Origin of the sequence: Helicobacter acinonychis (assembly GCF_900461455.1) — a bacterium.
GTDB lineage: Bacteria > Campylobacterota > Campylobacteria > Campylobacterales > Helicobacteraceae > Helicobacter > Helicobacter acinonychis.
Window position 1 is genome coordinate 49,996 of record NZ_UGIA01000001.1, and the last position, 20,955, is coordinate 70,950.

The 20,955-nt window shown below is 39.2% G+C and carries 14 protein-coding genes and 3 pseudogenes; 11 read left to right on the top strand and 6 right to left on the bottom strand.

Annotated features, from left to right (window positions below):
- Positions 1–6 precede the first annotated feature (6 nt).
- The 4 genes from DYI00_RS00235 to DYI00_RS00250 all read left to right on the top strand — a co-directional run bounded on the left by DYI00_RS00235 (position 7) and on the right by DYI00_RS00250 (position 4,939).
- The gene (locus tag DYI00_RS00235) at positions 7–987 is read left to right on the top strand and encodes an iron-sulfur cluster assembly scaffold protein (protein ID WP_104687682.1); all 981 of its coding nucleotides are present in this window, start codon (positions 7–9) and stop codon (positions 985–987) included.
- Between the two features lie 12 nt (positions 988–999).
- Positions 1,000–2,346 carry a DNA repair protein RadA gene (gene radA / locus DYI00_RS00240; protein ID WP_011578304.1) on the top strand — a complete coding sequence of 449 codons (1,347 nt, stop codon included), beginning with the start codon at positions 1,000–1,002 and terminating at the stop codon, positions 2,344–2,346.
- Positions 2,347–2,576: 230 nt separating this feature from the next.
- On the top strand, positions 2,577–3,656 hold the full coding sequence (gene msrB, locus DYI00_RS00245) for a peptide-methionine (R)-S-oxide reductase MsrB (RefSeq protein ID WP_041600232.1): 1,080 nt from the start codon (positions 2,577–2,579) through the stop codon (positions 3,654–3,656).
- A 449-nt stretch (positions 3,657–4,105) separates the two neighbouring features.
- Positions 4,106–4,939 (top strand): sulfite exporter TauE/SafE family protein, encoded by an 834-nt coding sequence (locus DYI00_RS00250; RefSeq protein ID WP_011578302.1) that lies wholly within the window; start codon positions 4,106–4,108, stop codon positions 4,937–4,939.
- Between the two features lie 111 nt (positions 4,940–5,050).
- Here DYI00_RS00250 and DYI00_RS08195 read toward each other — a convergent pair.
- Positions 5,051–7,076: pseudogene (locus DYI00_RS08195) on the bottom strand (outer membrane protein).
- A gap of 307 nt (positions 7,077–7,383) precedes the next feature.
- Here DYI00_RS08195 and tnpA point away from each other — a divergent pair.
- The 3 genes and pseudogenes from tnpA to DYI00_RS08200 form a co-directional block, all read left to right on the top strand.
- The gene (tnpA, locus tag DYI00_RS00260) at positions 7,384–7,791 is read left to right on the top strand and encodes an IS200/IS605 family transposase (RefSeq protein ID WP_225236265.1); all 408 of its coding nucleotides are present in this window, start codon (positions 7,384–7,386) and stop codon (positions 7,789–7,791) included.
- Positions 7,757–8,063 (top strand): annotated as a pseudogene (locus DYI00_RS08655) (RNA-guided endonuclease TnpB family protein); the annotation flags it as partial. The gene tnpA and the pseudogene DYI00_RS08655, both read left to right, overlap by 35 nt.
- A gap of 40 nt (positions 8,064–8,103) precedes the next feature.
- Positions 8,104–8,223, top strand: a pseudogene (locus tag DYI00_RS08200) (hypothetical protein); the annotation flags it as partial.
- Positions 8,224–8,397: 174 nt separating this feature from the next.
- Here the strand turns inward: DYI00_RS08200 and DYI00_RS00275 are convergent.
- Positions 8,398–8,910: a hypothetical protein gene (locus DYI00_RS00275; RefSeq protein ID WP_011578296.1), complete on the bottom strand. Its 513-nt coding sequence runs from the start codon at positions 8,908–8,910 to the stop codon at positions 8,398–8,400.
- A 71-nt stretch (positions 8,911–8,981) separates the two neighbouring features.
- Here DYI00_RS00275 and DYI00_RS00280 point away from each other — a divergent pair, with 71 nt between their 5' ends.
- Positions 8,982–9,926 carry a D-2-hydroxyacid dehydrogenase gene (locus DYI00_RS00280; protein WP_011578295.1) on the top strand — a complete coding sequence of 315 codons (945 nt, stop codon included), beginning with the start codon at positions 8,982–8,984 and terminating at the stop codon, positions 9,924–9,926.
- Positions 9,927–10,177: 251 nt separating this feature from the next.
- On the opposite strand, the gene DYI00_RS00285 is transcribed toward DYI00_RS00280, so the two are convergent.
- Positions 10,178–10,888: a hypothetical protein gene (locus DYI00_RS00285; protein WP_011578294.1), complete on the bottom strand. Its 711-nt coding sequence runs from the start codon at positions 10,886–10,888 to the stop codon at positions 10,178–10,180.
- Between the two features lie 105 nt (positions 10,889–10,993).
- Entirely contained in the window at positions 10,994–12,448 is a 1,455-nt protein-coding gene (gene thrC / locus DYI00_RS00290) for a threonine synthase (protein WP_041600291.1), read from the bottom strand.
- A gap of 195 nt (positions 12,449–12,643) precedes the next feature.
- Here thrC and DYI00_RS00295 point away from each other — a divergent pair, with 195 nt between their 5' ends.
- Positions 12,644–14,671: a methyl-accepting chemotaxis protein gene (locus DYI00_RS00295; RefSeq protein ID WP_104709207.1), complete on the top strand. Its 2,028-nt coding sequence runs from the start codon at positions 12,644–12,646 to the stop codon at positions 14,669–14,671.
- Positions 14,671–15,777, top strand: a complete 1,107-nt coding sequence (locus tag DYI00_RS00300) for an epoxyqueuosine reductase QueH (protein ID WP_011578291.1) — start codon at positions 14,671–14,673, stop codon at positions 15,775–15,777. The genes DYI00_RS00295 and DYI00_RS00300 overlap by 1 nt, the downstream gene beginning before the upstream one ends.
- Before the next feature lie 322 nt (positions 15,778–16,099).
- Here DYI00_RS00300 and DYI00_RS00305 read toward each other — a convergent pair whose 3' ends face one another.
- Together DYI00_RS00305 and topA are read right to left on the bottom strand one after the other, a co-directional pair.
- On the bottom strand, positions 16,100–17,026 hold the full coding sequence (locus DYI00_RS00305; RefSeq protein WP_041600231.1) for a radical SAM protein: 927 nt from the start codon (positions 17,024–17,026) through the stop codon (positions 16,100–16,102).
- A complete protein-coding gene (gene topA / locus DYI00_RS00310; protein WP_104709205.1) occupies positions 17,019–19,229 on the bottom strand; it encodes a type I DNA topoisomerase in 2,211 nt (736 codons plus the stop codon). Before topA ends, DYI00_RS00305 begins: the two co-directional genes overlap by 8 nt.
- Positions 19,230–19,409: 180 nt before the next feature.
- On the opposite strand from topA, the gene DYI00_RS00315 reads away from it, so the two are divergent.
- Positions 19,410–20,954: a flagellin B gene (locus DYI00_RS00315; RefSeq protein ID WP_011578288.1), complete on the top strand. Its 1,545-nt coding sequence runs from the start codon at positions 19,410–19,412 to the stop codon at positions 20,952–20,954.
- Position 20,955 lies beyond the last annotated feature (1 nt).

Genomic DNA, 20,955 nt, shown 5'->3' on the forward strand with positions numbered 1-20,955 from the left:
ATCAAAATGGCAAAACATGATTTAGTGGGATCAGTCCTTTGGGATGCGTATTCTAAAGAAGTTCAAAGACGCATGGATAACCCTACGCATTTAGGGGTCATCACAGAAGAGCAGGCTAAAGCCAAAAACGCTAAGCTTATTGTGGCTGATTATGGTGCAGAGGCATGCGGAGATGCAGTGAGGTTGTATTGGCTTGTAGATGAAAGCACGGATACGATTATTGATGCGAAATTTAAAAGCTTTGGTTGTGGGACTGCGATCGCAAGCTCGGATATGATGATAGAATTGTGCTTGAATAAAAGAGTCCAAGATGCGGTAAAAATCACGAACTTAGATGTGGAAAGAGGCTTAAGAGACGATCCGGACACGCCGGCTGTCCCTGGGCAAAAAATGCACTGCTCGGTGATGGCGTATGATGTGATCAAAAAAGCTGCCGGCATGTATTTGGGGAAAAACGCTGAAGATTTTGAAGAAGAAATCATCGTGTGCGAGTGCGCTAGGGTGAGTTTAGGCACGATTAAAGAAGTGATCAAGCTCAATGACTTAAAAAGCGTTGAAGAAATCACTAACTACACCAAAGCCGGTGCTTTTTGTAAAAGCTGTGTGAAACCAGGAGGGCATGAGAAAAGAGATTACTACTTGGTGGATATTCTTAAAGAAGTGCGCGAAGAAATGGAAGCTGAAAAACTTAAAGCCGCAGCGAATAAATCTCAAAGTGGGGAGTTGGTTTTCAGAGAAATGACAATGGTTCAAAAGATTAAGGCCGTGGATAAAGTCATTGATGAAAATATCCGCCCTATGCTTGTGATGGACGGAGGGGATTTAGAGATTTTAGACATTAAAGAAAGCGATGATTACATTGATGTGTATATCCGCTACATGGGGGCATGCGATGGGTGCATGAGCGCGACTACCGGAACTTTATTTGCCATTGAAAACGCCCTGCAAGAATTGCTGGACCGCAATATCAGGGTGTTACCGATTTAAACGGCAATCGCTATGGCTAAAAAAACTTCTTTATTTGAGTGTCAGCATTGCGGTTTTACTAGCCCTAAATGGCTGGGTAAGTGCGTTCAATGCAACTCATGGGAGAGCTTTATTGAATTAAACCAAACCCAAAAAGAAGTTTTAAACACGCTTAAAAACCCCCTTTCAAAAATACAAAAAAGCGTTTCTATTGTGGAAATTGAGCATGAAGAAGTGGTGAAATTTTCTTCCACTCAAAGCGAATTAGACATTGTTTTAGGTGGGGGGATTGCTAAAGGGGGGCTGTATTTAGTAGGGGGGAGTCCTGGGGTGGGGAAATCCACTTTGCTTTTAAAAGTGGCTTCTGGGTTAGCCAAAAACCAGCAAAAGGTTTTGTATGTGAGCGGTGAAGAGAGCTTGAGCCAGATTAAAATGCGAGCCACACGATTAGATTGCATAGAAAAAGAATTGTATTTGCTTAATGAAATCAATTGGCCTGTGATTAAATCCAATATTGAAAGCGAGGATTATTTTGCTTGCGTGATTGATTCTATTCAAACGCTTTATTCGCCAGAGATTTCTTCAGCACCCGGTTCTATTTCGCAAGTGCGAGAAATCACTTTTGAGCTCATGCGTTTGGCAAAGACAAGAGACATCGCTATTTTTATCATCGGTCATATCACTAAAGAAGGGAGTATTGCAGGCCCTAGAGTGTTAGAGCATATGGTAGATAGCGTGCTGTATTTTGAAGGCGATCCGAGTAGGGAATTAAGGATTTTAAGGAGTTTTAAAAACCGCTTTGGCCCTACGAGTGAGATTGGGTTGTTTGAAATGAAAGAGCAGGGTTTGGTGAGCGCTAAAGAGGCTTCAAGCTTGTTTTTTTCTAAAGAAGAGCCTATGGAGGGAAGTGCGATTACCATTACTTTAGAAGGTTCAAGGGCGTTGATTTTAGAAATTCAGGCGTTAGTGAGCGAGTGCAGTTTTGGAGTGCCCAAACGATTGGCGAATGGGTTTGACACTAACCGCCTTAACATGCTCATCGCTTTGTTAGAAAAAAAGCTAGAAATCCCTTTAAATCGCCATGATGTGTTTATTAATGTGAGTGGGGGCATTAAAATCAGCGAGCCGGCTTGCGATTTAGCCGTCATTGCCAGCATCCTTTCAAGCTTTAAAAACAGAAAAATTGACAATAAAACCGCCTTTTTGGGTGAAGTGAGTTTGAATGGTAGGATTTTAGAAGCCCCTAATTTGAACGCCAGATTGAAAGAAATGGAAAATTATGGGTTTTTAAAAGCCATTTTGCCTAAAAAACCCAGTCAAAAAACTTCTATCAAGTGCTATGAAGCCAATGTGGTGGGTAAGATTGTTGAGTGGATGTAGGTTTAAAGCTCTATTTTTAGCATTTTTTACAATCTAATATCAAAGAGCTTGATTTTCATCAAGCGATAACCCCTTGAAAAAAGCAGTCTTGGATTAGGGGGATCTTAAGGGGGTTAAGGGGGGCATTATCGCAAAATGTCCCTCTATCCCCTTAAAAAATGAGTTTTTGCCATAAAACAAAATTTAGTTATAATAACAGCCATCATTAAAATCAAAATAAAGGTTATTTGGTGAAAATGTTGCATTATTTAAAAATTTTTTATCTTTTTTTACTAATGGGAGCGATTATGCAAGCGAATGAAAACATGGGATCTAAACTCCCTAAAACCGATGGAAAAGTGATTTATTTGGCTGGGGGGTGCTTTTGGGGGCTAGAGGCGTATATGGAGAGGATTTATGGCGTTATAGACGCAAGCTCTGGTTACGCTAACGGCAAGACTCAAAGCACGAATTATCAAAAGTTGCATGAAAGTGATCATGCTGAGAGCGTGAAAGTGGTTTATGATCCTAAAAAAATCAGTTTGGACAAATTGCTACGCTATTATTTTAAAGTGGTTGATCCGGTGAGCGTGAATAAGCAGGGTAATGATGTGGGCAGGCAGTATCGCACAGGGATTTATTATGTGGATAATGCGGATAAAAAGGTGATAGACAACGCCTTAAAAGAATTGCAAAAAAGCGTGAAAGGTAAGATCGCCATTGAGGTAGAGCCTTTAAAAAATTATGTGAGGGCTGAAGAATACCACCAAGACTATTTGAAAAAAAATCCTAACGGCTATTGCCATATTGATTTGAAAAAGGCGGATGAAGTGATTGTGGATAGCGATAAATACACCAAACCAAGCGATGAAGTTTTAAAGAAAAAGCTCACCCAACTCCAGTATGAAGTGACTCAAAACAAACGCACTGAGAAACCCTTTGAAAACGAGTATTACAACAAAGAAGAAGAGGGCATTTATGTGGATATTACCACAGGCGAGCCGTTATTTTCTTCAGCGGATAAATACGACTCTGGTTGCGGTTGGCCAAGCTTTTCTAAACCTATCAGTAAGGATGTGGTGAAATACGAAGACGACGAGAGTCTTAATATGAGGCGCACTGAAGTGTTGAGCCGTATTGGTAAGGCGCATTTAGGGCATGTGTTTAATGATGGGCCTAAAGAGTTGGGGGGTTTAAGGTATTGTATCAATAGCGCATCTTTAAGATTTATCCCTTTAAAAGACATGGAAAAAGAGGGCTATGGCGAGTTTATCCCCTACATTAAAAAGGGTGAATTGAAAAAATACATCCACGATAAAAAAACGCATTAAGAAGCAACGCTTAACCCCTCTAATTTTGGGGTAGTTAAGCGTTTGGATTGTCTCAAAAACGCTAAAAACTGCCTTAACTATTCATTTTTTTACTCTTAATTTAAAAACTCTCTCTTTTTAAGTTTTATGGTTTTTATTTGTTCTTTAAAGAAAAAATGCTTAAAACTTTTTAATTTTCTTAAAAATAGGGTTTTTTAACTTCAATTTTTATAGTAAAACTCATTCTCTTAAGAGGTTAGGGGGTATTTTGCGATAATACCCCCTTTTAACCCCCTTAATATCCCCCTAACCCAAGAAGACCGCTTTTTTCAAGGGGTTATCGCTTGATGAAAATCAAGCTCTTTGATCATTTTAAAAATGCTAAAAGCATTTTTAAGATCAACACTCAACGAGAGAGGAGTCTTACTTTTTTTTGATAAAGTAATAATTTAAAATTTAGGGAGTTTTTTATGGAAGAATCAACAGCGTTTATTTTGGCTCTTGTAGGGCTATTTACCGGCATTACCGCTGGGTTTTTTGGTATTGGTGGGGGGGAGATTGTCGTCCCTAGTGCGATTTTTGCTCATTTTAGTTATAGCCATGCGGTGGGGATTTCGCTCATGCAAATGCTTTTTTCTTCGGTGGTGGGCTCTGTTATCAATTACAAAAAGGGCTTATTGGATTTGAAAGAAGGCTTGTTTGCTGCACTTGGAGGGCTAATGGGGGCGGTTTTAGGGAGTTTTATCTTAAAAATCATTGACGATAAGATTTTAATGAGCGTGTTTGTGGTGGTGGTGTGTTATACCTTTATCAAATACGCTTTTTCTAGCAATAAACAGCCCAAGCATTTTGAGGAAATGCATTTTGCTTTGCATGCGAATGATAAAACGCCAGAAAAAAAACACACGCTCCCCTTTGTGTCTATGGACAAAACGCATGGGATTTTGATGCTCGCCGGTTTTATTACCGGCATTTTTTCTATCCCACTAGGCATGGGTGGGGGGATTTTAATGGTGCCGTTTTTGGGCTATTTTTTGAAATACGATTCTAAAAAAATCGTGCCTTTAGGGCTATTTTTTGTGGTGTTCGCTTCTTTATCTGGGGTCATTTCTCTTTATAATGGTAGGGTTCTTGATGATATAAGCGTTCAAGCTGGGGTGATCACCGGTATTGGCGCGTTTTTAGGCGTAGGCATTGGGATCAAACTCATTGCTTTAGCTAATGAAAAGGTGCATAAAGTCTTATTGCTCCTCATTTATGCTTTAAGCATTTTAGCGACTTTACACAAGCTGATTATGGGATAAAATTATAAAACGCTTTTAGTGTTTTTGCAAGCCAAACCCCCAAAAAAAGAGGGGTTAAAAAGAGGGTTTTTAGTAAGCAAACACATAGTTTAAGAAAATGCTATACATCCTTCAGTAGTCTAGTTTCGCACCCATGAAAGAATAGTAGCTCGTGTTGAGTGTGGGGACTTTCACGCCTAGTTCAATGCCATGCTGTGTGCTATGATCACCATCTTTTTTCTTGGCTCTGGCAAGGTTCATCCTAATGCCTGCATCAAATAAAAATTGGAAATTGGAGGCGCTGACTTTAGCGTTATAAATGCCATTCATCATGCTTAAATTCACATATTGAGAATTAAGCCATGAAGTCCCAGCTAATGCGATACCGCCAAAAAGCCCCACAGAGAGCTTGTTGTTTTTGCCTAAGAAATTGGTGTTTTTATCGTTGATGAAGTTATAGAGGAGATCTGTTCCCACGCCATAAGTCCAAACATCAGAAGCGGAGTTAAAAAAGTTGGATTTGATAAAGGCGTGGTTATAGTCAAAGAAACCATAATACCTTAATCCCCAATTCCTTTTTTTACCAAAGAATTGTTTGTAACCCACCTGCACGCCAATGCCATTCATCGTGCCGTTATTGGTTTTTGCGTCAATCACGCCAAAGCGCCTAAAAGGGTTTTTGCCTAGTTCTTGTCTGATAGCTTGGAATTGGTCGTATTTGTTAGTATCCAAAGAACAGAGATTTTGCAAGCCCACTGGGTGGTTTAGACTTTGTTTGGCTTGATACACTTTAGTCATGTCTTGGATAGACTTGGTGTTAGGCAAACTAGCGAGATCCTTATTGATCGTTTCAGAGTTTTTGTCTAAAGTGCTAAAAGTTTCTTTAAAATTCAAAATGGTGTTTGCGAGATCTTTAGTGTGATTGACCTGATTGCCGTAGTGGCCTAGGTGTGTGGATTGAGAGTCTCTTTGACAAACGCACAACCTGTGCCATAAGTGTTGTTAGCGACCACGCTGGTTCCGGATTTGCATTCTTGCAAGTCGCCTTGAATAGACCCTTGAATGCTGTGGAAATTATTCGCCACTTGTTGGGCCAAATTTAAAATCTCTGCTTGAGCGTTGGCTCTAGCGAACATTTCTTTGGCGAATTGCTTGTTGTTGTTAGGGTTGTAGGGGTTGAAATTGTCTGGGTGTTGTATTCGGATATGTTCATTAGCGTTGAGTTGTTTGGTTTTTTCTAAAACGGCTTGAGCGTTACTGATCATGTTTTTAATCGCATTAAGACTCTCGCCAAAAATCTCCATTACATTCCCAACTTTCGTGCCTAAATGCCATGAATTGTGACCGGTTTGCAACTTTGCCATTTGTGGTTTTTGGTTGATAAGGACATCCATGATGATGCTAGCTTGCTTGAGAAGGTATTCGGCGTTATTTTCTATTTTGATTTTTAGGGTGAGTGGGAGATTTGATCCGCCTGTATAGCATTGCTCGCTCCCACTTTGATTTTGACAACTACCATTTTTTTGAGCGTTTTTATAATGGTGTCTTGTAGGATGGCCACCCTATCTTTTGAGCCATTTAAGGCAGGCATCCTACCCCCTTGATTTTGGTTTAAAGCGGTTTGGATGATTTGATAGGCTTGGTTGAGTTCTTGGTATTTTTCTGTGGATAGGATATCATTGACGCCTACGGTGTTTGCACTGTTGCAAGTGTTGGTGGTTGTTCCGCCGTTGTAGTAGTTGGGCGTGTTACCGAATGATTGGACGCCGGCATTTTCTTTCTCATTAGGGTCAAGGCCGCAGTTAATGCCAAAGGCTATGACTTGCCGCATGCCCACTGCAGTATTGAGCGCTAAAGAGACGGCTTGATAGGCCAAAGAAGTGGTGGTGCCGTTAGTGAGATTTGTTGCACTCGTGCTTAAATTATTGATCGCACCGGTGATTGCACTTGGTGTGTTGGCTTGAGCGACTAATAAATTCAAGTAATTGTGTTGCGTGAGCAAGTTGTTCAATCGATCGTATCTATCCGCAAGATTTTGTATCGCTTTGGTGTTTTTCACTTTTTGAGCGGCTTCACCGATTTGATAGCCCACGCTCATATAAGTGCTATCATCTTCAGCGTTTAAGAGCGATGCGATAAGGGATAGAGGGAGTAGAATCGTTTTTTTTCATAAAATGTTCCTTAAAGTAATGTTTTGTAAAGAATGCGTTAAAGCGAAATAATTATTTACCGCCTAACGCCATAAAGCCCCTAGCTTTAGCCATGGGGATAGTTGGCGAAACGCCTTTAGGCGTTAAAATGTTAATATGAAATAGCCGTATCAGCGTTAAGTTAATATGACAGGCAAAAATGATTTAATGTTATGACTATATTGTATTCCTTATTTTTTATGGATAATATTAAGTATGAGTAACGCTGTTTGATACAAAAGCAATCATAATGTTGTTTATTCTTGCAAATACCATATCGTGTGGTGTCCTAAATACAGACGCAAGGTGTTAGTGGGAGCTGTGGGAATAAGATTGAAAGAAATTATTCAAGAAGTGGCTAAAGGATTAAGAGTGGGAATCATAGAAATGCAAACAGATAAAGACCATATCCACATTTTAGCGGGCATTGATCCAAGTTTTGGAGTGATGGAATTCATTAAAACCGCTAAAGGTCGCAGCAGTAAGATATTAAGACAAGAATCCACCCACTTAAGAACAAAACTATCCGCTTTATGGACTCATTCTTGTTTCACAACAGCGGGAGGTGTGCCTTTGAATGGTGTTAAACAATACATTGAAAACCAACAAAATAGCAACCGCCCTAAGCAAAAAGAAAAATGGAAAAACCATGTTGATAGCCTACAAACAAAAGCTCTACACTAACAATAAGAATAGGCGTATAGACACACTATTAAGGCGTTATGGCGTGCTGTATAATCATTGCATTGCACAAACGCTATTATAGACTTTTTAAAAAGCATTTAAAGCTCTACGATTTGCAAAAACACACCACCAAATTAAAAAAGACCCATCGTTATGCTTTTTGAAAAACGCTAGGCTCACAAACCTTGCAAGACTTAACTGAAAGGGCAGATAAGGCGTATAAAAAATTCTTTAAGAAACAAGCCAAATTGCCACGATTTAAAAAAGTAGCCAAAAAGATTTAAAAAAACAGGCAGAACAGATGAGGAAAGAAAAGACTATTGCAAACATTGCGGCTTGGAATTGGATAGGGATTTAAATGCAGTTATCAATATTCATAGGGTTGGGGCACCAACTCTTATTGGTGGAGAATCTATAAGACCTACTTGGTAGGCAGGGTTTGTTGATTCCAAGCATCCTTTGCTTTAGCTAGAATCCCCTGGCTTTAGCTATGGGGAGTATGTCAAATTTTGTTGTGGTTTTACTATAAAGTTGCTGAGTTCTAAAAATGATTTTAAGGGATTTGGCTTTTTGGGGCTTCAAAAAAAGATTTTGCATGGTTTTTACTTAAAATAGGGCACGTGCAGGTTCTAGCAAGCGCTCTTGACATTCTAAAAGGATTTTATCTTCGCTATTGAGCGAATAGGCTTCATCGTATTTGCGCTTGATGACACCTTTTAAAATGGTGTGCTGGACTTGGTATTTATCTTCTTTAAGCATTTCATCTACCAAAGCGTAAAGTTGGATGTCTTGAATGAACAAATCTGAAATTTTAACGCTGTCTTTGTCAAACAATTCTTCATTGGTGCAATATTCATTCACCAAAATAAGCACCCGGTTATACACATCCGATGCGATATTGGCGTTTAGGGTTCTATAAATGTAATCTTTGATTTTTTTGAGCTGTTCTTCTAAATCTTCACTAGCCTTGCTCGCTAAAGCTAAAATGCTTAAAATTTGGACTAGCGTCATCATTTTATGGCTTAAAGAACGCGTGCGCCATTTAATGAGAAGCCGCATGAAATAGGATATTTTGACAGAAAGGCTACAAGGGAGGGTGTTTTTCTTGCTTTTTGGCATGTTTAGTTTCTTTAAAAAGGGATTTTGTGGTTTAATTATATAACTTTAAAATTAAATCTAGGAGTAAAGAGATGAAAACATTTAAAAAAGGCGTGGTGCTAGACGCTAAAAGCGTGGGGTTAAAAGCGCTAGAGGTTTTAAAAGAGGTGGCGGATTTTCATTTTTATGAAACCACTTTGCCCAGTCAAATCATTGAACGATCCATTGATGCTGAAATTATGGTATTGAATAAAGTGGTGATCACTAAAGAAATTTTAACGCAATTGCCCAAGCTTAAGCTCATTTGCATCACTGCCACAGGCATGGATAATGTGGATGTGAAAAGCGCGAAAGATTTAGGTATAGAAGTCAAAAATGTGAGCGCTTATTCTACTGAGTCCGTAGCCCAGCACACTTTAGCGTGCGCGTTGTCTTTGTTGGGGAGGATCAATTATTACGATCATTATTGCAAAAGCGGGGAATATAGTCAAAGCGATATTTTTACGCATATTAGTGATATTAAAATGGGGCTTATTAAGGGGGGTCAATGGGGGGTTATTGGTTTAGGCGCTATCGGTAAAAGAGTCGCCAAACTCGCTCAAGCTTTTGGGGCAAAGGTGGTGTATTATTCCCCTAAAGACAAAAAAGAAGAGTATGAGTGCTTGAGTTTGGAAAATTTACTCCAAACAAGCGATATTGTTAGCATTCATGCTCCTTTGAATGAAAGCACACGCAATTTGATCGCTCTAAAAGAATTGCAAAGCCTAAAAGAAGGGGCGATTTTAATCAATGTGGGGCGTGGGGGCATTGTGAATGAAAAGGATTTGGCTTTGGTGTTAGAAACCAAGGATTTGTATTACGCAAGCGATGTGTTTGTTAAAGAGCCTTTTGAAAAAGATCATGTTTTTTTAAACCCAAAGATCCAAAACAAATTGCTTTTAACCCCTCATATCGCATGGGCGTATAGCGATAGCTTGAAAACCTTGATAGAAAAAACCAAAGAAAATATCCAAGATTTTTTAACTTCTCAAAAATAAACGCAAAAAAAGGAGGGGGTTTAAGCGTTTGGGTTTCTTTACTAACGCTTAATGTTTTTTGTGTGCAGCAAAAATTAAAATGCTTTTAAATTTTTAAGGTTCAAGTAAGGGGCTTGATTCAATCAAGCGATAAAACAAAGCCGAATCGTCTTTAATGGCTATGCGTTAATCAAGCGAGTTTTAGAAAAATGATTAAATTGAGCTAGTGTTAGAAAAGCCTTTGGGCAAACCACCCAAACGCTTATAAGAGATTACATTTTAGAAATATCAATTTTAAAGGTGTGGATTTCATCGTCCAAAAAGACTTTAACCACGACCACGCCCAGAGTTTTAAGGTTTTTAGTACTGACCACCACAAACCCTCCCCTAGCCTTGCCTTCAACATTCAAGGTGTTTTTCTTAAGGTAATTCACCGCTAGGATTTTTAAGGCTTGGCGACTCTCTTGCATAATTTCTTGCTCTTCTACATCGTCCATCATCATCATGCCATAGCCCGCTCCGTATGGTAACATCCCATACCCCAAGCCACCATACGCCAAAAAGCTCCCTTGCCCATAATAAAACATAGACGGCATGAAAATATTCACATTATCCACAGGACCGGTGGGTACCCTAATATTAAAGCTTTGCAAAATACCTTCAAAATCAAAACTAGATTGCATCACTTGCTTCAAGCTTAAGACTTCTAGATTCGTTTGATTGATGGACACTGAAATTGCCTTGCGGTCAAACACCACAGAATTTCCCTCTAAAACTTGTGCCGCCACATACAGCACCAAAGGGGACTCGCTCAAGCCTTTTAACTTGCTTTGAGCGATTTCTAGCTGGACTTTGGATTTGGCTTGCGTGGAGGTCATCACTTGGATGCCGTTTTTATAAAAGCTCACATTTTCAGGCGTAATCTTATAGCTCGCGCAAGCACTCATCAGCAAAGCCACTGCCACCAAAATGATTTTTCTCATTCAAACTCCTTCCATTTAGTTTAATTTTCGTTTAGAGTTTATTCAATTATAGCGTGTTTTAAATTAAAATGTGGCTTTTATTGAGTTTAAAGACTCAAAAAAGTCTTAATGCGTGTTTTCTAGCCACAAAAGGATAGAAGATTTGATCTCATTGAGTTTTAAAACTTCTTGGTGCTTGATCTCTCTTTCAAACAAATCATCAAGGCGTTTGCTATCTGGGGTATTGTAGTTGTTTTTTAACGCTTCTAGGGCGGTTTTATCGTCTTTTTTTTGCTCGTTTAGGGCTAAAAGGGTGGTGCTAGGGAATTTTTCATAAGAAGCGGTGGAAGAAACAAGGGTTTTTTCATTGGTTTTTAAGCTTGCGTTTAAAGCGGTGGCGGTGTGGGGGTCAATCAAGTATTGGTGCTCTGCATAAACTTCTTGAATGGTTTTCAAGCAATCTTCATCTAAACAGCTCGCGCAAGAAAAATGCTCTTGTAAAAGGGCTAATTCTTTAGGCTTTAATTCATAAAATTTCTCCTCTTCTAAAGCTTGCATCAATTCCAATGTGCGTTCAAACCCGAAAAGATCAAAAAGTAATCTTTCCACATTGGAGCTTTTTAAAATATCCATAGCTGGGGAGAAAGTTTGTTTCAATGAGCGCTTGGTTAAATCGTAACGGCCTGTTTCTATAAACTCCCTTAAAACATCATTGCTATTGGTTACAACCTTGATTTTAGCGATATTTAAGCCCATTTTTTTAGCATAAAACGCCCCTAATGCGTTCCCAAAATTACCGCTAGGTATGGCTAGGGTGATTTTTTCTTTAGAATTGATTGCACCTTTTTTATACAATTCTAAAAAGCCCCAAATATGATAGACAACTTGAAAAGCGATGCGCCCAAAATTCACGGAATTAGCCACGCTTAATTTTAATTGGCGCGTTTTTAGGGCTTCGTTAAAATCATCGTCTTTTAAAAGGTTTTTGAGCGTGTTTTGCGCATCATCAAAATCCCCACTGATCCCAAACACTTTTAAATTGCTAGCGTTTTGGGTAACCATTTGGAGTTTTTGGACTAAACTTGTGCCGTCTTTGGGGTATAAACACACCACAAAAACATTAGGCATGTTCGCCACACTTTCTAAAGTCGCAGGACCGGTATCCCCACTTGTAGAAACAAGCATTAAATACTTTTCATTTTTTCCTACCGCTAGATCAGAAAACAAGCTCGCTAAAGGCTGTAACGCCATGTCTTTAAACGCTAAGCTAGGCCCATGGTAGAGCTCTTGGACAAAAAGCCTTTCATTGAGTGCAAAAATGGGGGCTGGATTTTTAGGGTTATCAAAATTTTCATAGCGTTTTAAAGCGTTGGTTAATAAATCTTTAGAAACTTCTAATCCTAATCGCTCAAACACGCATTCTACCAGCTCACTATAGCTTAGGTTCAAACAATCTTGCCATTCTAATTTTTCAAAATGTTCTAAAGTGTAAAGCCCGCCTTTGGGGGCGTTAGGGTTAAGTATCGCTTCAATAAAATCAATCTTTTTTTCTTTCAAAGAGCGCGTGGGGACAAAAGGCATTTTTCTTCCTTGCATCATTTTAGCCATAGCATACCCTAAAAGAACGAATGCAACCTTAAAATGATTTTTAAATGAGAATGGTTAAGGCCTCTTTTTTATTTTAATCTTTGTTTTACGATTATAAGACTATAATAATGGAGATTAGAATTTTGCCCAATGAACGGGCAAAAAATTTTATTATAGTGAGGTTGTGTTTTGTCTAAAGGTTTGAGTATCGGTAATAAAATTATAGTGTGGGTGGCGTTGATCGTGATCGTGTGCGTGAGCATTTTAGGGGTGTCCTTAAACAACAAGGTGAAAGAGATTTTAAAAGAAAACGCCTTGCATTCCATGCAAGATAGCTTGCATTTCAAGGTTAAGGAAGTGCAATCGGTTCTTGAAAATATTTATACGGCCCTAGGCGTCGTTAAAAACATGCTCCCTCAAGACACCAAGAGAGAAGTCAAAATCAAATTGTTAAAAAACTTCATTTGGGCTAATTCGCATGTCGCTGGGGTGAGCATGTTTTTTAAAGACAGAGAAGATTTGAGATTGACGCTTTTACGAGACAGTGATGCGATTAAGCTAGTGGAAAATCAAACATTAGGGAATAACCCTTTAGTGCAAAAAGTAATGAAAACTAAAGAAATCGCTAAAAGCTTGCCTTTTTATAGGAAAATGCCTGATGGCAAGGAAGTTTATGGGCTTCATGTACTTTTGCCTTTATTGATCGAAAACACGCAAGAAGTGGTGGGGGCTTTGATGATTTTCCTTTCCATTGACAGCTTCAATAATGAAATCACTAAAAATAGGAGCGATTTGTTTTTAATTGGCATCAAGGGTAAAGTGCTTTTGAGTGCCAATAAGAGTTTGCAAGACAAATCCATCACCGAAATTTATAAAAGCGTGCCTAAAGCCACTGACGAAGTGATGGCTATTTTAGAAAATGGCTCTAAAGCGACTTTAGAATACTTAGATCCTTTCACTCATAAAGACAATTATTTAGCCGTTGAAACCTTTAAAATGCTAGGGAATAAGACAACTGGGGATAATGTGAATTGGATGGTGGCTTTAGTTATTGAAAAAGATAAGGTCTATGATCAAGTGGGATCGGTGCGTTTTGTGGTGGTTATAGCGAGCGTGATCATGGTTTTAGCTTTAATCGTGGCGATCACTTTCTTAATGCGAGCGATTGTGAGCAATCGTTTAGAAATCGTTTCTAGCACCTTGTCTCATTTCTTTAAATTATTGAACAATCAAGCCAATTCCAACGATATTAAATTGATTGAAGCCAAGTCCAACGATGAATTAGGGCGCATGCAAACAGCGATCAATAAAAATATCTTGCAAACCCAAAAAATCATGCAAGAAGACAGGCAAGCCGTCCAAGACACCATTAAAGTGGTTTCAGATGTGAAAGCAGGGAATTTTGCGGTGCGCATCAATGCTGAGCCAGCAAGCCCTGATTTAAAAGAATTGAGAGACGCTTTAAATGGGATCATGGATTATTTGCAAGAAAGCGTAGGGACTCACATGCCAAGCATTTTTAAAATCTTTGAAAGCTATTCTGGTTTGGATTTTAGAGGGCGGATCCAAAACGCTTCGGGTAGGGTGGAATTGGTCACTAACGCTTTAGGGCAAGAAATCCAAAAAATGCTAGAAACCTCGTCTAATTTTGCAAAAGATTTGGCGAACGACAGCGTGAATTTGAAAGAATGCGTGCAAAATTTAGAAAAGGCTTCAAACTCCCAACACAAAAGCTTGATGGAAACTTCCAAAACGATAGAAAATATCACCACTTCCATTCAAGGCGTGAGCTCTCAAAGTGAAGCCATGATCGAGCAAGGGCATGACATTAAAAGCATTGTAGAAATCATTAGAGACATTGCTGATCAAACGAATTTATTAGCCCTAAACGCTGCTATTGAAGCCGCAAGAGCCGGCGAGCATGGGAGAGGCTTTGCGGTGGTGGCTGATGAAGTGCGAAAGCTCGCTGAAAGGACGCAAAAATCGCTCAGTGAAATTGAAGCGAATATTAATATTCTTGTTCAAAGTATTTCAGACACGAGCGAGAGCATTAAAAACCAGGTTAAAGAAGTAGAAGAGATCAACGCTTCTATTGAAGCCTTAAGATCGGTTACTGAGGGCAATCTAAAAATCGCTAGCGATTCTTTAGAAATCAGTCAAGAAATTGACAAGGTCTCTAGCGATATTTTAGAAGATGTGAATAAAAAGCAGTTTTAATGCTCATTCATATTTGCTGCTCGGTGGATAACCTTTATTTTTTAAAAAAAGCCAAAGAGGCTTTTGTGGGTGAAAAAATTATAGGGTTTTTTTATAACCCTAATATCCACCCTTATAGCGAATACTTGTTGCGTTTAGAAGACGTGAAGCGCACTTGCGAAATGCTAGAAATTGAACTGATTGAAGGCGATTATGAATTGGAAAAATTTTTAGATAAAGCTAAGGGTAAGGAATTGTTAGGGGAAAAAAGCGAGCGCTGTTTTGAATGCTTTGATTTGCGATTAGAATCTACCGCCTTAAAAGCCTTTGAATTAGGGGAAGAAAAATTCACCACCACCTTACTCACAAGCCCCAAAAAAGACCCTAACCAGCTCATCGCTAAAGGGCAGAGCATTGCGCAAAGGCATAATTTGGAATTTGTTGTGTTTAAAAACGATAATTTTGAACATTTTAAAAGCGAGTTGGATTTAAACTTGCAAGCTTTGGCGAGAGAAAACGAGCTTTATAGGCAAAATTATTGCGGTTGTCAATTCGCTTTAAAAATCCAAAAAGAATCCCAAAACAGAAGCCCCTTTGAGCTTTACTCGCCCCTAAAACGCCAGATTTTACCCGCAAGTATTGAAGAAAGAACGCGAGTTTTTAGGGAGCTAGAAACAGCTAAAAAAAATAATGACAAGTCTTTTTTAGCCCAAAAAACGATTGCAACTTACCGCCTGCTTAATGGAGGCGTGTGGCTTTCTAAAAATTCAAACCCCTTAAATTGCTATATTCTAGCACGCTCTAAAAGTAAGGCTAAAGTGCGAATTAATGATTTAAGGTGGGTTTTTTCCCAGCGTTTAAAAGTGGTGGTGGGCTATAGTCAAAGAGATGAAACCTTGTTTTTAACTTTAGAAAGCCTTAACACGCTCATGGCAAAACGCTACAATAATTTAAAAGAGTTAAATCTTAACCCCTTAAGTTATGAAGAAGAGTTATCCCTAAGGGCGTTAGTGAGCGGGAGTGAGAGCCTTAACCCTATCATCGTGCTAGAAGAATGCACAGAAAAAACCCTTTTTGTAGAAATTAAAAGCGTTTTTCAAGAAGAAAAGGTGTTTTATTTGCTGTAAGCTTGGGGTTTTTGCTTTATCGCTTTTTAATCTGTTTTTAAACTGTAATTAACCTAACGCAAACAGTAATTTTTAGGTTTTTCCTTTGTCGCAATCATTTGGAGCATGTTAGGGTTTGGGATAATAGTGGGTGGTTATCCCAAAAAGGAGATAACTAACTATGAAGTTATCATTAGTAATCATAGTTTTAATGGTTTCCGCAACGCCATTATACTAAAATTTTGGCTCTAGTGCAAGCTAGAGTTAAAATCCATGGTTGCTAGCGTTTTTATCCCTCACTTATCCTCCTTAAAACCTTATTTTTTAAGCATTAAAGATTGGTTTAAAACGTGCAATAAAACTCCAAAGATCCGACTTTTTTAATCGTGATTTGCTTATAGTTTAATAAAGTTTCTAAGTGTTTAAACGAATTAGGCTCTAAGATTAGGGGGGCTTCTTCTACGCTTAAAGGGCGCCTAGAGATTAAAGCGAGCAATCCGTCTCTATCGCAAGAAATCAATTTCTCAATTTTAGGGGCGGTGCGTTTAGGCAAACTCACGCGAAGCCCTTCAAAAAATAAAGAGCATTTTAACAATTCATCTTCGCTTAATTTAGGGGCTTTAAAGCTTGAAGGTCTGTCTATGGTGCTTAAATCCACTCTAGCGATATTTATTTTTTTTAAAAATGCAGCGATGAGTTTTAAATGATTCTCGTTATCATTCACGCCCTTAATCAACAACACTTCAGCTACCAGTTGGCCTTGATAGATTTGAGAAAAACTTGAAATGCCCTCTAAAATCTTGTTAATGTCTTTGGAATAAGGCTTATCCACTTTTTTAAAGGCTTTTAAATCAATGGCGTCTAAAGAAAATTTAACGATGTCAAATTCCTTTAAGGCTTGCTGGACTTTTGGCTCATAAAATAACGAGCCATTGCTTAAAATCAAAGTTTTAACGCCCTTTAAAAAAGGTTTGATCCTTTGGATAAGCTCTAATAAATGGGGGTATAGAGTGGGTTCGCCATTAGCGGTAATGGTTAAAACATCAATGGGGGTGGTGAGGTTATTAAGAGCGTTTTGAATGGCGTTAATTAGGGTTTCAACTTCTATGACTTCTTCCATGCGGCTAATGGGTTTGGCTTTGCCCAATTCACAATAAATGCAATCATAATTACATTGTTTTTTAGAGGGCGATAAATCCACGCCCAAAGACTTCCCAAAACGCCTGGATAAGACAGGCCCAAAGATGATAGGCAAATTTTCTTTAGCCATTATCTTCTTCTAAAAACACGCGCTCTTTGCACTTGATGCATTCATGGACCTTTTTTTTGCGATAGATTCTTTCGCTCATCAAATAGTGGCATTTCTCACAGCGCTTATCAATGGGTTTATGGTTGGATAAAAAGTTGCATTTAGGGTAATTGTTGCAACCATAAAACGAGCCTTTCCTACTTCTTTTTAAAGCAATATCCCCTCCGCATTCTGGGCATTTCACGCTCTCTATCATTTCTTTTGCGTTAGGGGTGTTTTTTAAGGATTTGGTGTTTTTGCATTCAGGGTAGTTGTTGCAAGCTAAAAACGCCCCATTTCTGCTAAATTTTTGCACCATTTCCCCTCCGCATTTTTCGCATAATTCTTGTTTAGCTTCATTATGAGCGTTTTCAACTTGCTTGACATATTTGCATTTAGGGTAATTGTTACAAGCGATAAACTCCCCATAACGGCTATTTTTTTTGACCAATTCCCCCCCACATTTAGGGCATGATTCACCGGTTTTTTCATGCACTTTTTGAGAGATGATATTCTTTTTCCCAGCTTCAATCTTATCCATAAAGGGGTAGTAAAAGTCCTTTAAAACCTGCTGATAATCGGCCTTATTTTGAGCGATATTATCAAGCTCTTCTTCTAAAGAAGCACTGAATTTGGAATCCACGATTTCTTCAAAATGCTTTTCTAAAATCTCTATCACTTTAAACGCGCTCTCTGAAGCGCGGATTTGCTTTTTTTCTACCTTGATGTAGTCTCTATTTTGTAAGAGTGAAATCGTTGGGGCGTAGGTGCTAGGCCTTCCTATGCCTAAACTTTCTAAAACTTTAATCAAACTCGCTTCTGAATAGCGTGCTGGGGGTTCTGTAACATGGGTGTTGCTCTCTAGTTCTTCTAGTTTAATAGGGTCATTTTCTTTCAAGTTAGGGAGCAATTTGTCCTTATCGTCATTGCCTAAAATTTTATAATAGCCATCAAAAAGGAGTTTCCTGCCACTAGCCTTGAACTCACCTTTTTCGCAAGCGACAACCACGTTTTGGCTTTCAAAAAGAGCGTCTTGCATTTGAGAAGCTAAAAAGCGTTTGTAAATTAAAGTATAAAGCTTCAATTCTTCAGGTTTAAGGTAGTCTTTTAAGGCGTTTGGCTCTAAAATAACAGAAGTGGGTCTAATCGCTTCGTGGGCTTCTTGGGCGTTTTTGTTCTTGCTAGAATAGACTTTGGCCTTAGGGGGCAGGTAGTCTTTGCCATAATCTTTTAAAATCTTATCCCTCGCTTCTTCTAAAGCCTCTTTAGCGATATTTAGGCTATCCGTTCTCATGTAGGTGATCACCCCCATAACACCTTGCGGAGTGGCTACGCCTTCATATAATTTTTGAGCGATACTCATGGTTTTTGTAGGCGAAAAGCCTAAAAGGTTAGAAGCGCTTTGTTGTAAGGTGGAAGTCATAAAAGGGGGCGGAGTGGGGGATTTTTTAGACTTTTTAACGATACTGGAAATAATATAACTTTCCTTTTCTAATTCGTTTTTAATCTCTTGAGCTTTTTTTCCATCAATAAGTTCTTGGGCTTTGATTTTGTTACCCTTATAGCTAACAAGTTGCGCTTCTAAATTTGGCTCAAACAAAGCGTCTAGCGTGAAGTAGGTTAAAGGCTTAAAGGCTTTGATTTCCCTTTCTTTATCAATCACAAGTTTTAATGCTGCACTTTGCACCCGCCCAGCACTCAAACCTTTGGTAACTTTTGATGAAATCAACGAGCTTAGTTTAAAGCCTACGATCCTATCTAAAAAGCGTCTGGCTTGTTGGGCATTGACTTTGGACATGTCAATTTGTCGTGGGGTTTTTAGGGCGTTTAAAATCGCATTTTGCGTGATCTCATGAAAGATAATCCTAGGATAGCTCTCTAACTTCCCCCCAATCAAACATGCCACATGATAGCCTATCGCTTCGCCCTCTCTGTCTTCATCGGTAGCGATATAAGTGGTAGATGCCTTTTTGGAAAGCTCTATGATTTGCTTGACAAGATCCTTATGGTCTTTATCCACGACATAATTAGGCGTGAAGCCTGTTTCATCAATCTTAATGCCTAAAGCGAATTTGGATAAATCCCTAACATGCCCTTTAGAGGCAATGACTTCATAATTTTTATCCAAAAAATTTTTAATGGTTTTGGCTTTTGCTGGGGATTCTACGATAATAAGGTGCTTCATTGAACGCCTTTAATGGAATTTTATACCTAATAGATAGGGCATAAATAGGGAATGATTGTAGCATAGAATTTTGACTAAACGCTCTATTAAACCATAAAACTCTATAACGGTGCAAAAAATCAAAGAGTTGGAACACCCTTTGCTTGAGTAAAAACAAATATCTATGCAAAGGATGCAAACATGAGTTTTAGGATAAATACCAATATCGCCGCTTTAACTTCTCATGCGGTGGGGGTTCAAAACAACAGAGATCTTTCAAGCTCGCTCGAAAAGTTAAGTTCAGGGCTTAGGATCAATAAAGCCGCTGATGATTCTAGTGGGATGGCGATTGCAGATAGCTTAAGGAGTCAAAGCGCGAATTTGGGTCAAGCGATCCGCAATGCTAATGACGCTATTGGTATGGTTCAAACCGCAGATAAAGCGATGGATGAGCAAATCAAAATTTTAGATACCATTAAAACCAAAGCCGTTCAAGCCGCTCAAGACGGGCAAACTTTAGAGAGCAGGAAAGCACTCCAAAGCGATATTCAAAGGCTGTTAGAAGAATTGGACAATATCGCTAACACCACAAGCTTTAACGGTCAGCAAATGCTTTCAGGAAGTTTTTCTAATAAAGAATTTCAAATTGGTGCGTATTCTAACACCACGGTTAAGGCGTCTATTGGCTCAACGAGTTCGGATAAAATTGGGCATGTGCGCATAGAAACTTCTTCTTTTGATGGCGAAGGCATGTTGGCTAGTGCAGCAGCGCAAAACTTGACTGAAGTGGGTTTGAATTTCAAGCAGGTCAATGGCGTGAATGATTATAAGATTGAAACCGTGCGCATTTCTACAAGTGCTGGCACAGGAATTGGAGCGTTGAGTGAGATTATCAACCGCTTTTCTAACACTCTAGGCGTTAGAGCGTCTTATAATGTCATGGCTACCGGTGGCACTCCCGTGCAATCAGGAACCGTGAGGGAGCTTACCATTAATGGCGTAGTGATTGGAACCGTGAATGATGTGCGTAAAAACGATGCTGATGGGAGATTAACTAATGCAATTAACTCCGTCAAAGATCGCACTGGTGTGGAAGCGAGCTTGGATATTCAAGGGCGCATTAATTTGCGCTCCATTGATGGGCGTGCGATTTCTGTGCATGCAGCGAGCGCGAGCGGTCAAGTTTTTGGGGGAGGGAATTTTGCAGGGATTTCTGGGAATGAGCATGCGGTGATTGGACGCTTGACTTTGACTAGAACGGACGCTAGGGACATTATCGTTAGCGGTGTGAATTTTAGCCATGTGGGCTTGCATTCCGCTCAAGGGGTGGCAGAATACACCGTGAATTTAAGGGCGGTTAGGGGCATTTTTGATGCGAATGTGGCTTCAGCAGCCGGTGCAAACGCCAATGGTGCACAAGCAGAGACCAACTCTCAAGGCATAGGGGCTGGGGTTACAAGCCTTAAAGGGGCGATGATTGTGATGGATATGGCAGATTCTGCACGCACGCAATTAGACAAGATCCGCTCGGATATGGGGTCGGTGCAAATGGAATTGGTTACAACCATCAATAACATTTCTGTCACCCAAGTGAATGTTAAAGCGGCTGAATCTCAAATTAGGGATGTGGATTTTGCTGAAGAGAGCGCGAACTTTTCTAAATACAATATTTTGGCGCAAAGCGGGAGTTTTGCTATGGCGCAAGCCAATGCGGTGCAACAAAATGTTTTAAGGCTTTTACAATAAC

What these genes read in the sequence shown, in the direction of transcription:
- thrC (WP_041600291.1), bottom strand. Translation starts at nt 12,448, where the DNA reads ATGCCTTTTGTCCCCACGCGCTCTTTGAAAGAAAAAAAGATTGATTTT.
- DYI00_RS00285 (WP_011578294.1), bottom strand. Translation starts at nt 10,888, where the DNA reads ATGAGAAAAATCATTTTGGTGGCAGTGGCTTTGCTGATGAGTGCTTGC.
- DYI00_RS00305 (WP_041600231.1), bottom strand. Translation starts at nt 17,026, where the DNA reads ATGGCTAAAGAAAATTTGCCTATCATCTTTGGGCCTGTCTTATCCAGG.
- DYI00_RS00300 (WP_011578291.1), top strand. Translation starts at nt 14,671, where the DNA reads ATGCTCATTCATATTTGCTGCTCGGTGGATAACCTTTATTTTTTAAAA.
- DYI00_RS00235 (WP_104687682.1), top strand. Translation starts at nt 7, where the DNA reads ATGGCAAAACATGATTTAGTGGGATCAGTCCTTTGGGATGCGTATTCT.
- DYI00_RS00315 (WP_011578288.1), top strand. Translation starts at nt 19,410, where the DNA reads ATGAGTTTTAGGATAAATACCAATATCGCCGCTTTAACTTCTCATGCG.
- radA (WP_011578304.1), top strand. Translation starts at nt 1,000, where the DNA reads ATGGCTAAAAAAACTTCTTTATTTGAGTGTCAGCATTGCGGTTTTACT.
- DYI00_RS00275 (WP_011578296.1), bottom strand. Translation starts at nt 8,910, where the DNA reads ATGCCAAAAAGCAAGAAAAACACCCTCCCTTGTAGCCTTTCTGTCAAA.
- topA (WP_104709205.1), bottom strand. Translation starts at nt 19,229, where the DNA reads ATGAAGCACCTTATTATCGTAGAATCCCCAGCAAAAGCCAAAACCATT.
- DYI00_RS00250 (WP_011578302.1), top strand. Translation starts at nt 4,106, where the DNA reads ATGGAAGAATCAACAGCGTTTATTTTGGCTCTTGTAGGGCTATTTACC.
- DYI00_RS00280 (WP_011578295.1), top strand. Translation starts at nt 8,982, where the DNA reads ATGAAAACATTTAAAAAAGGCGTGGTGCTAGACGCTAAAAGCGTGGGG.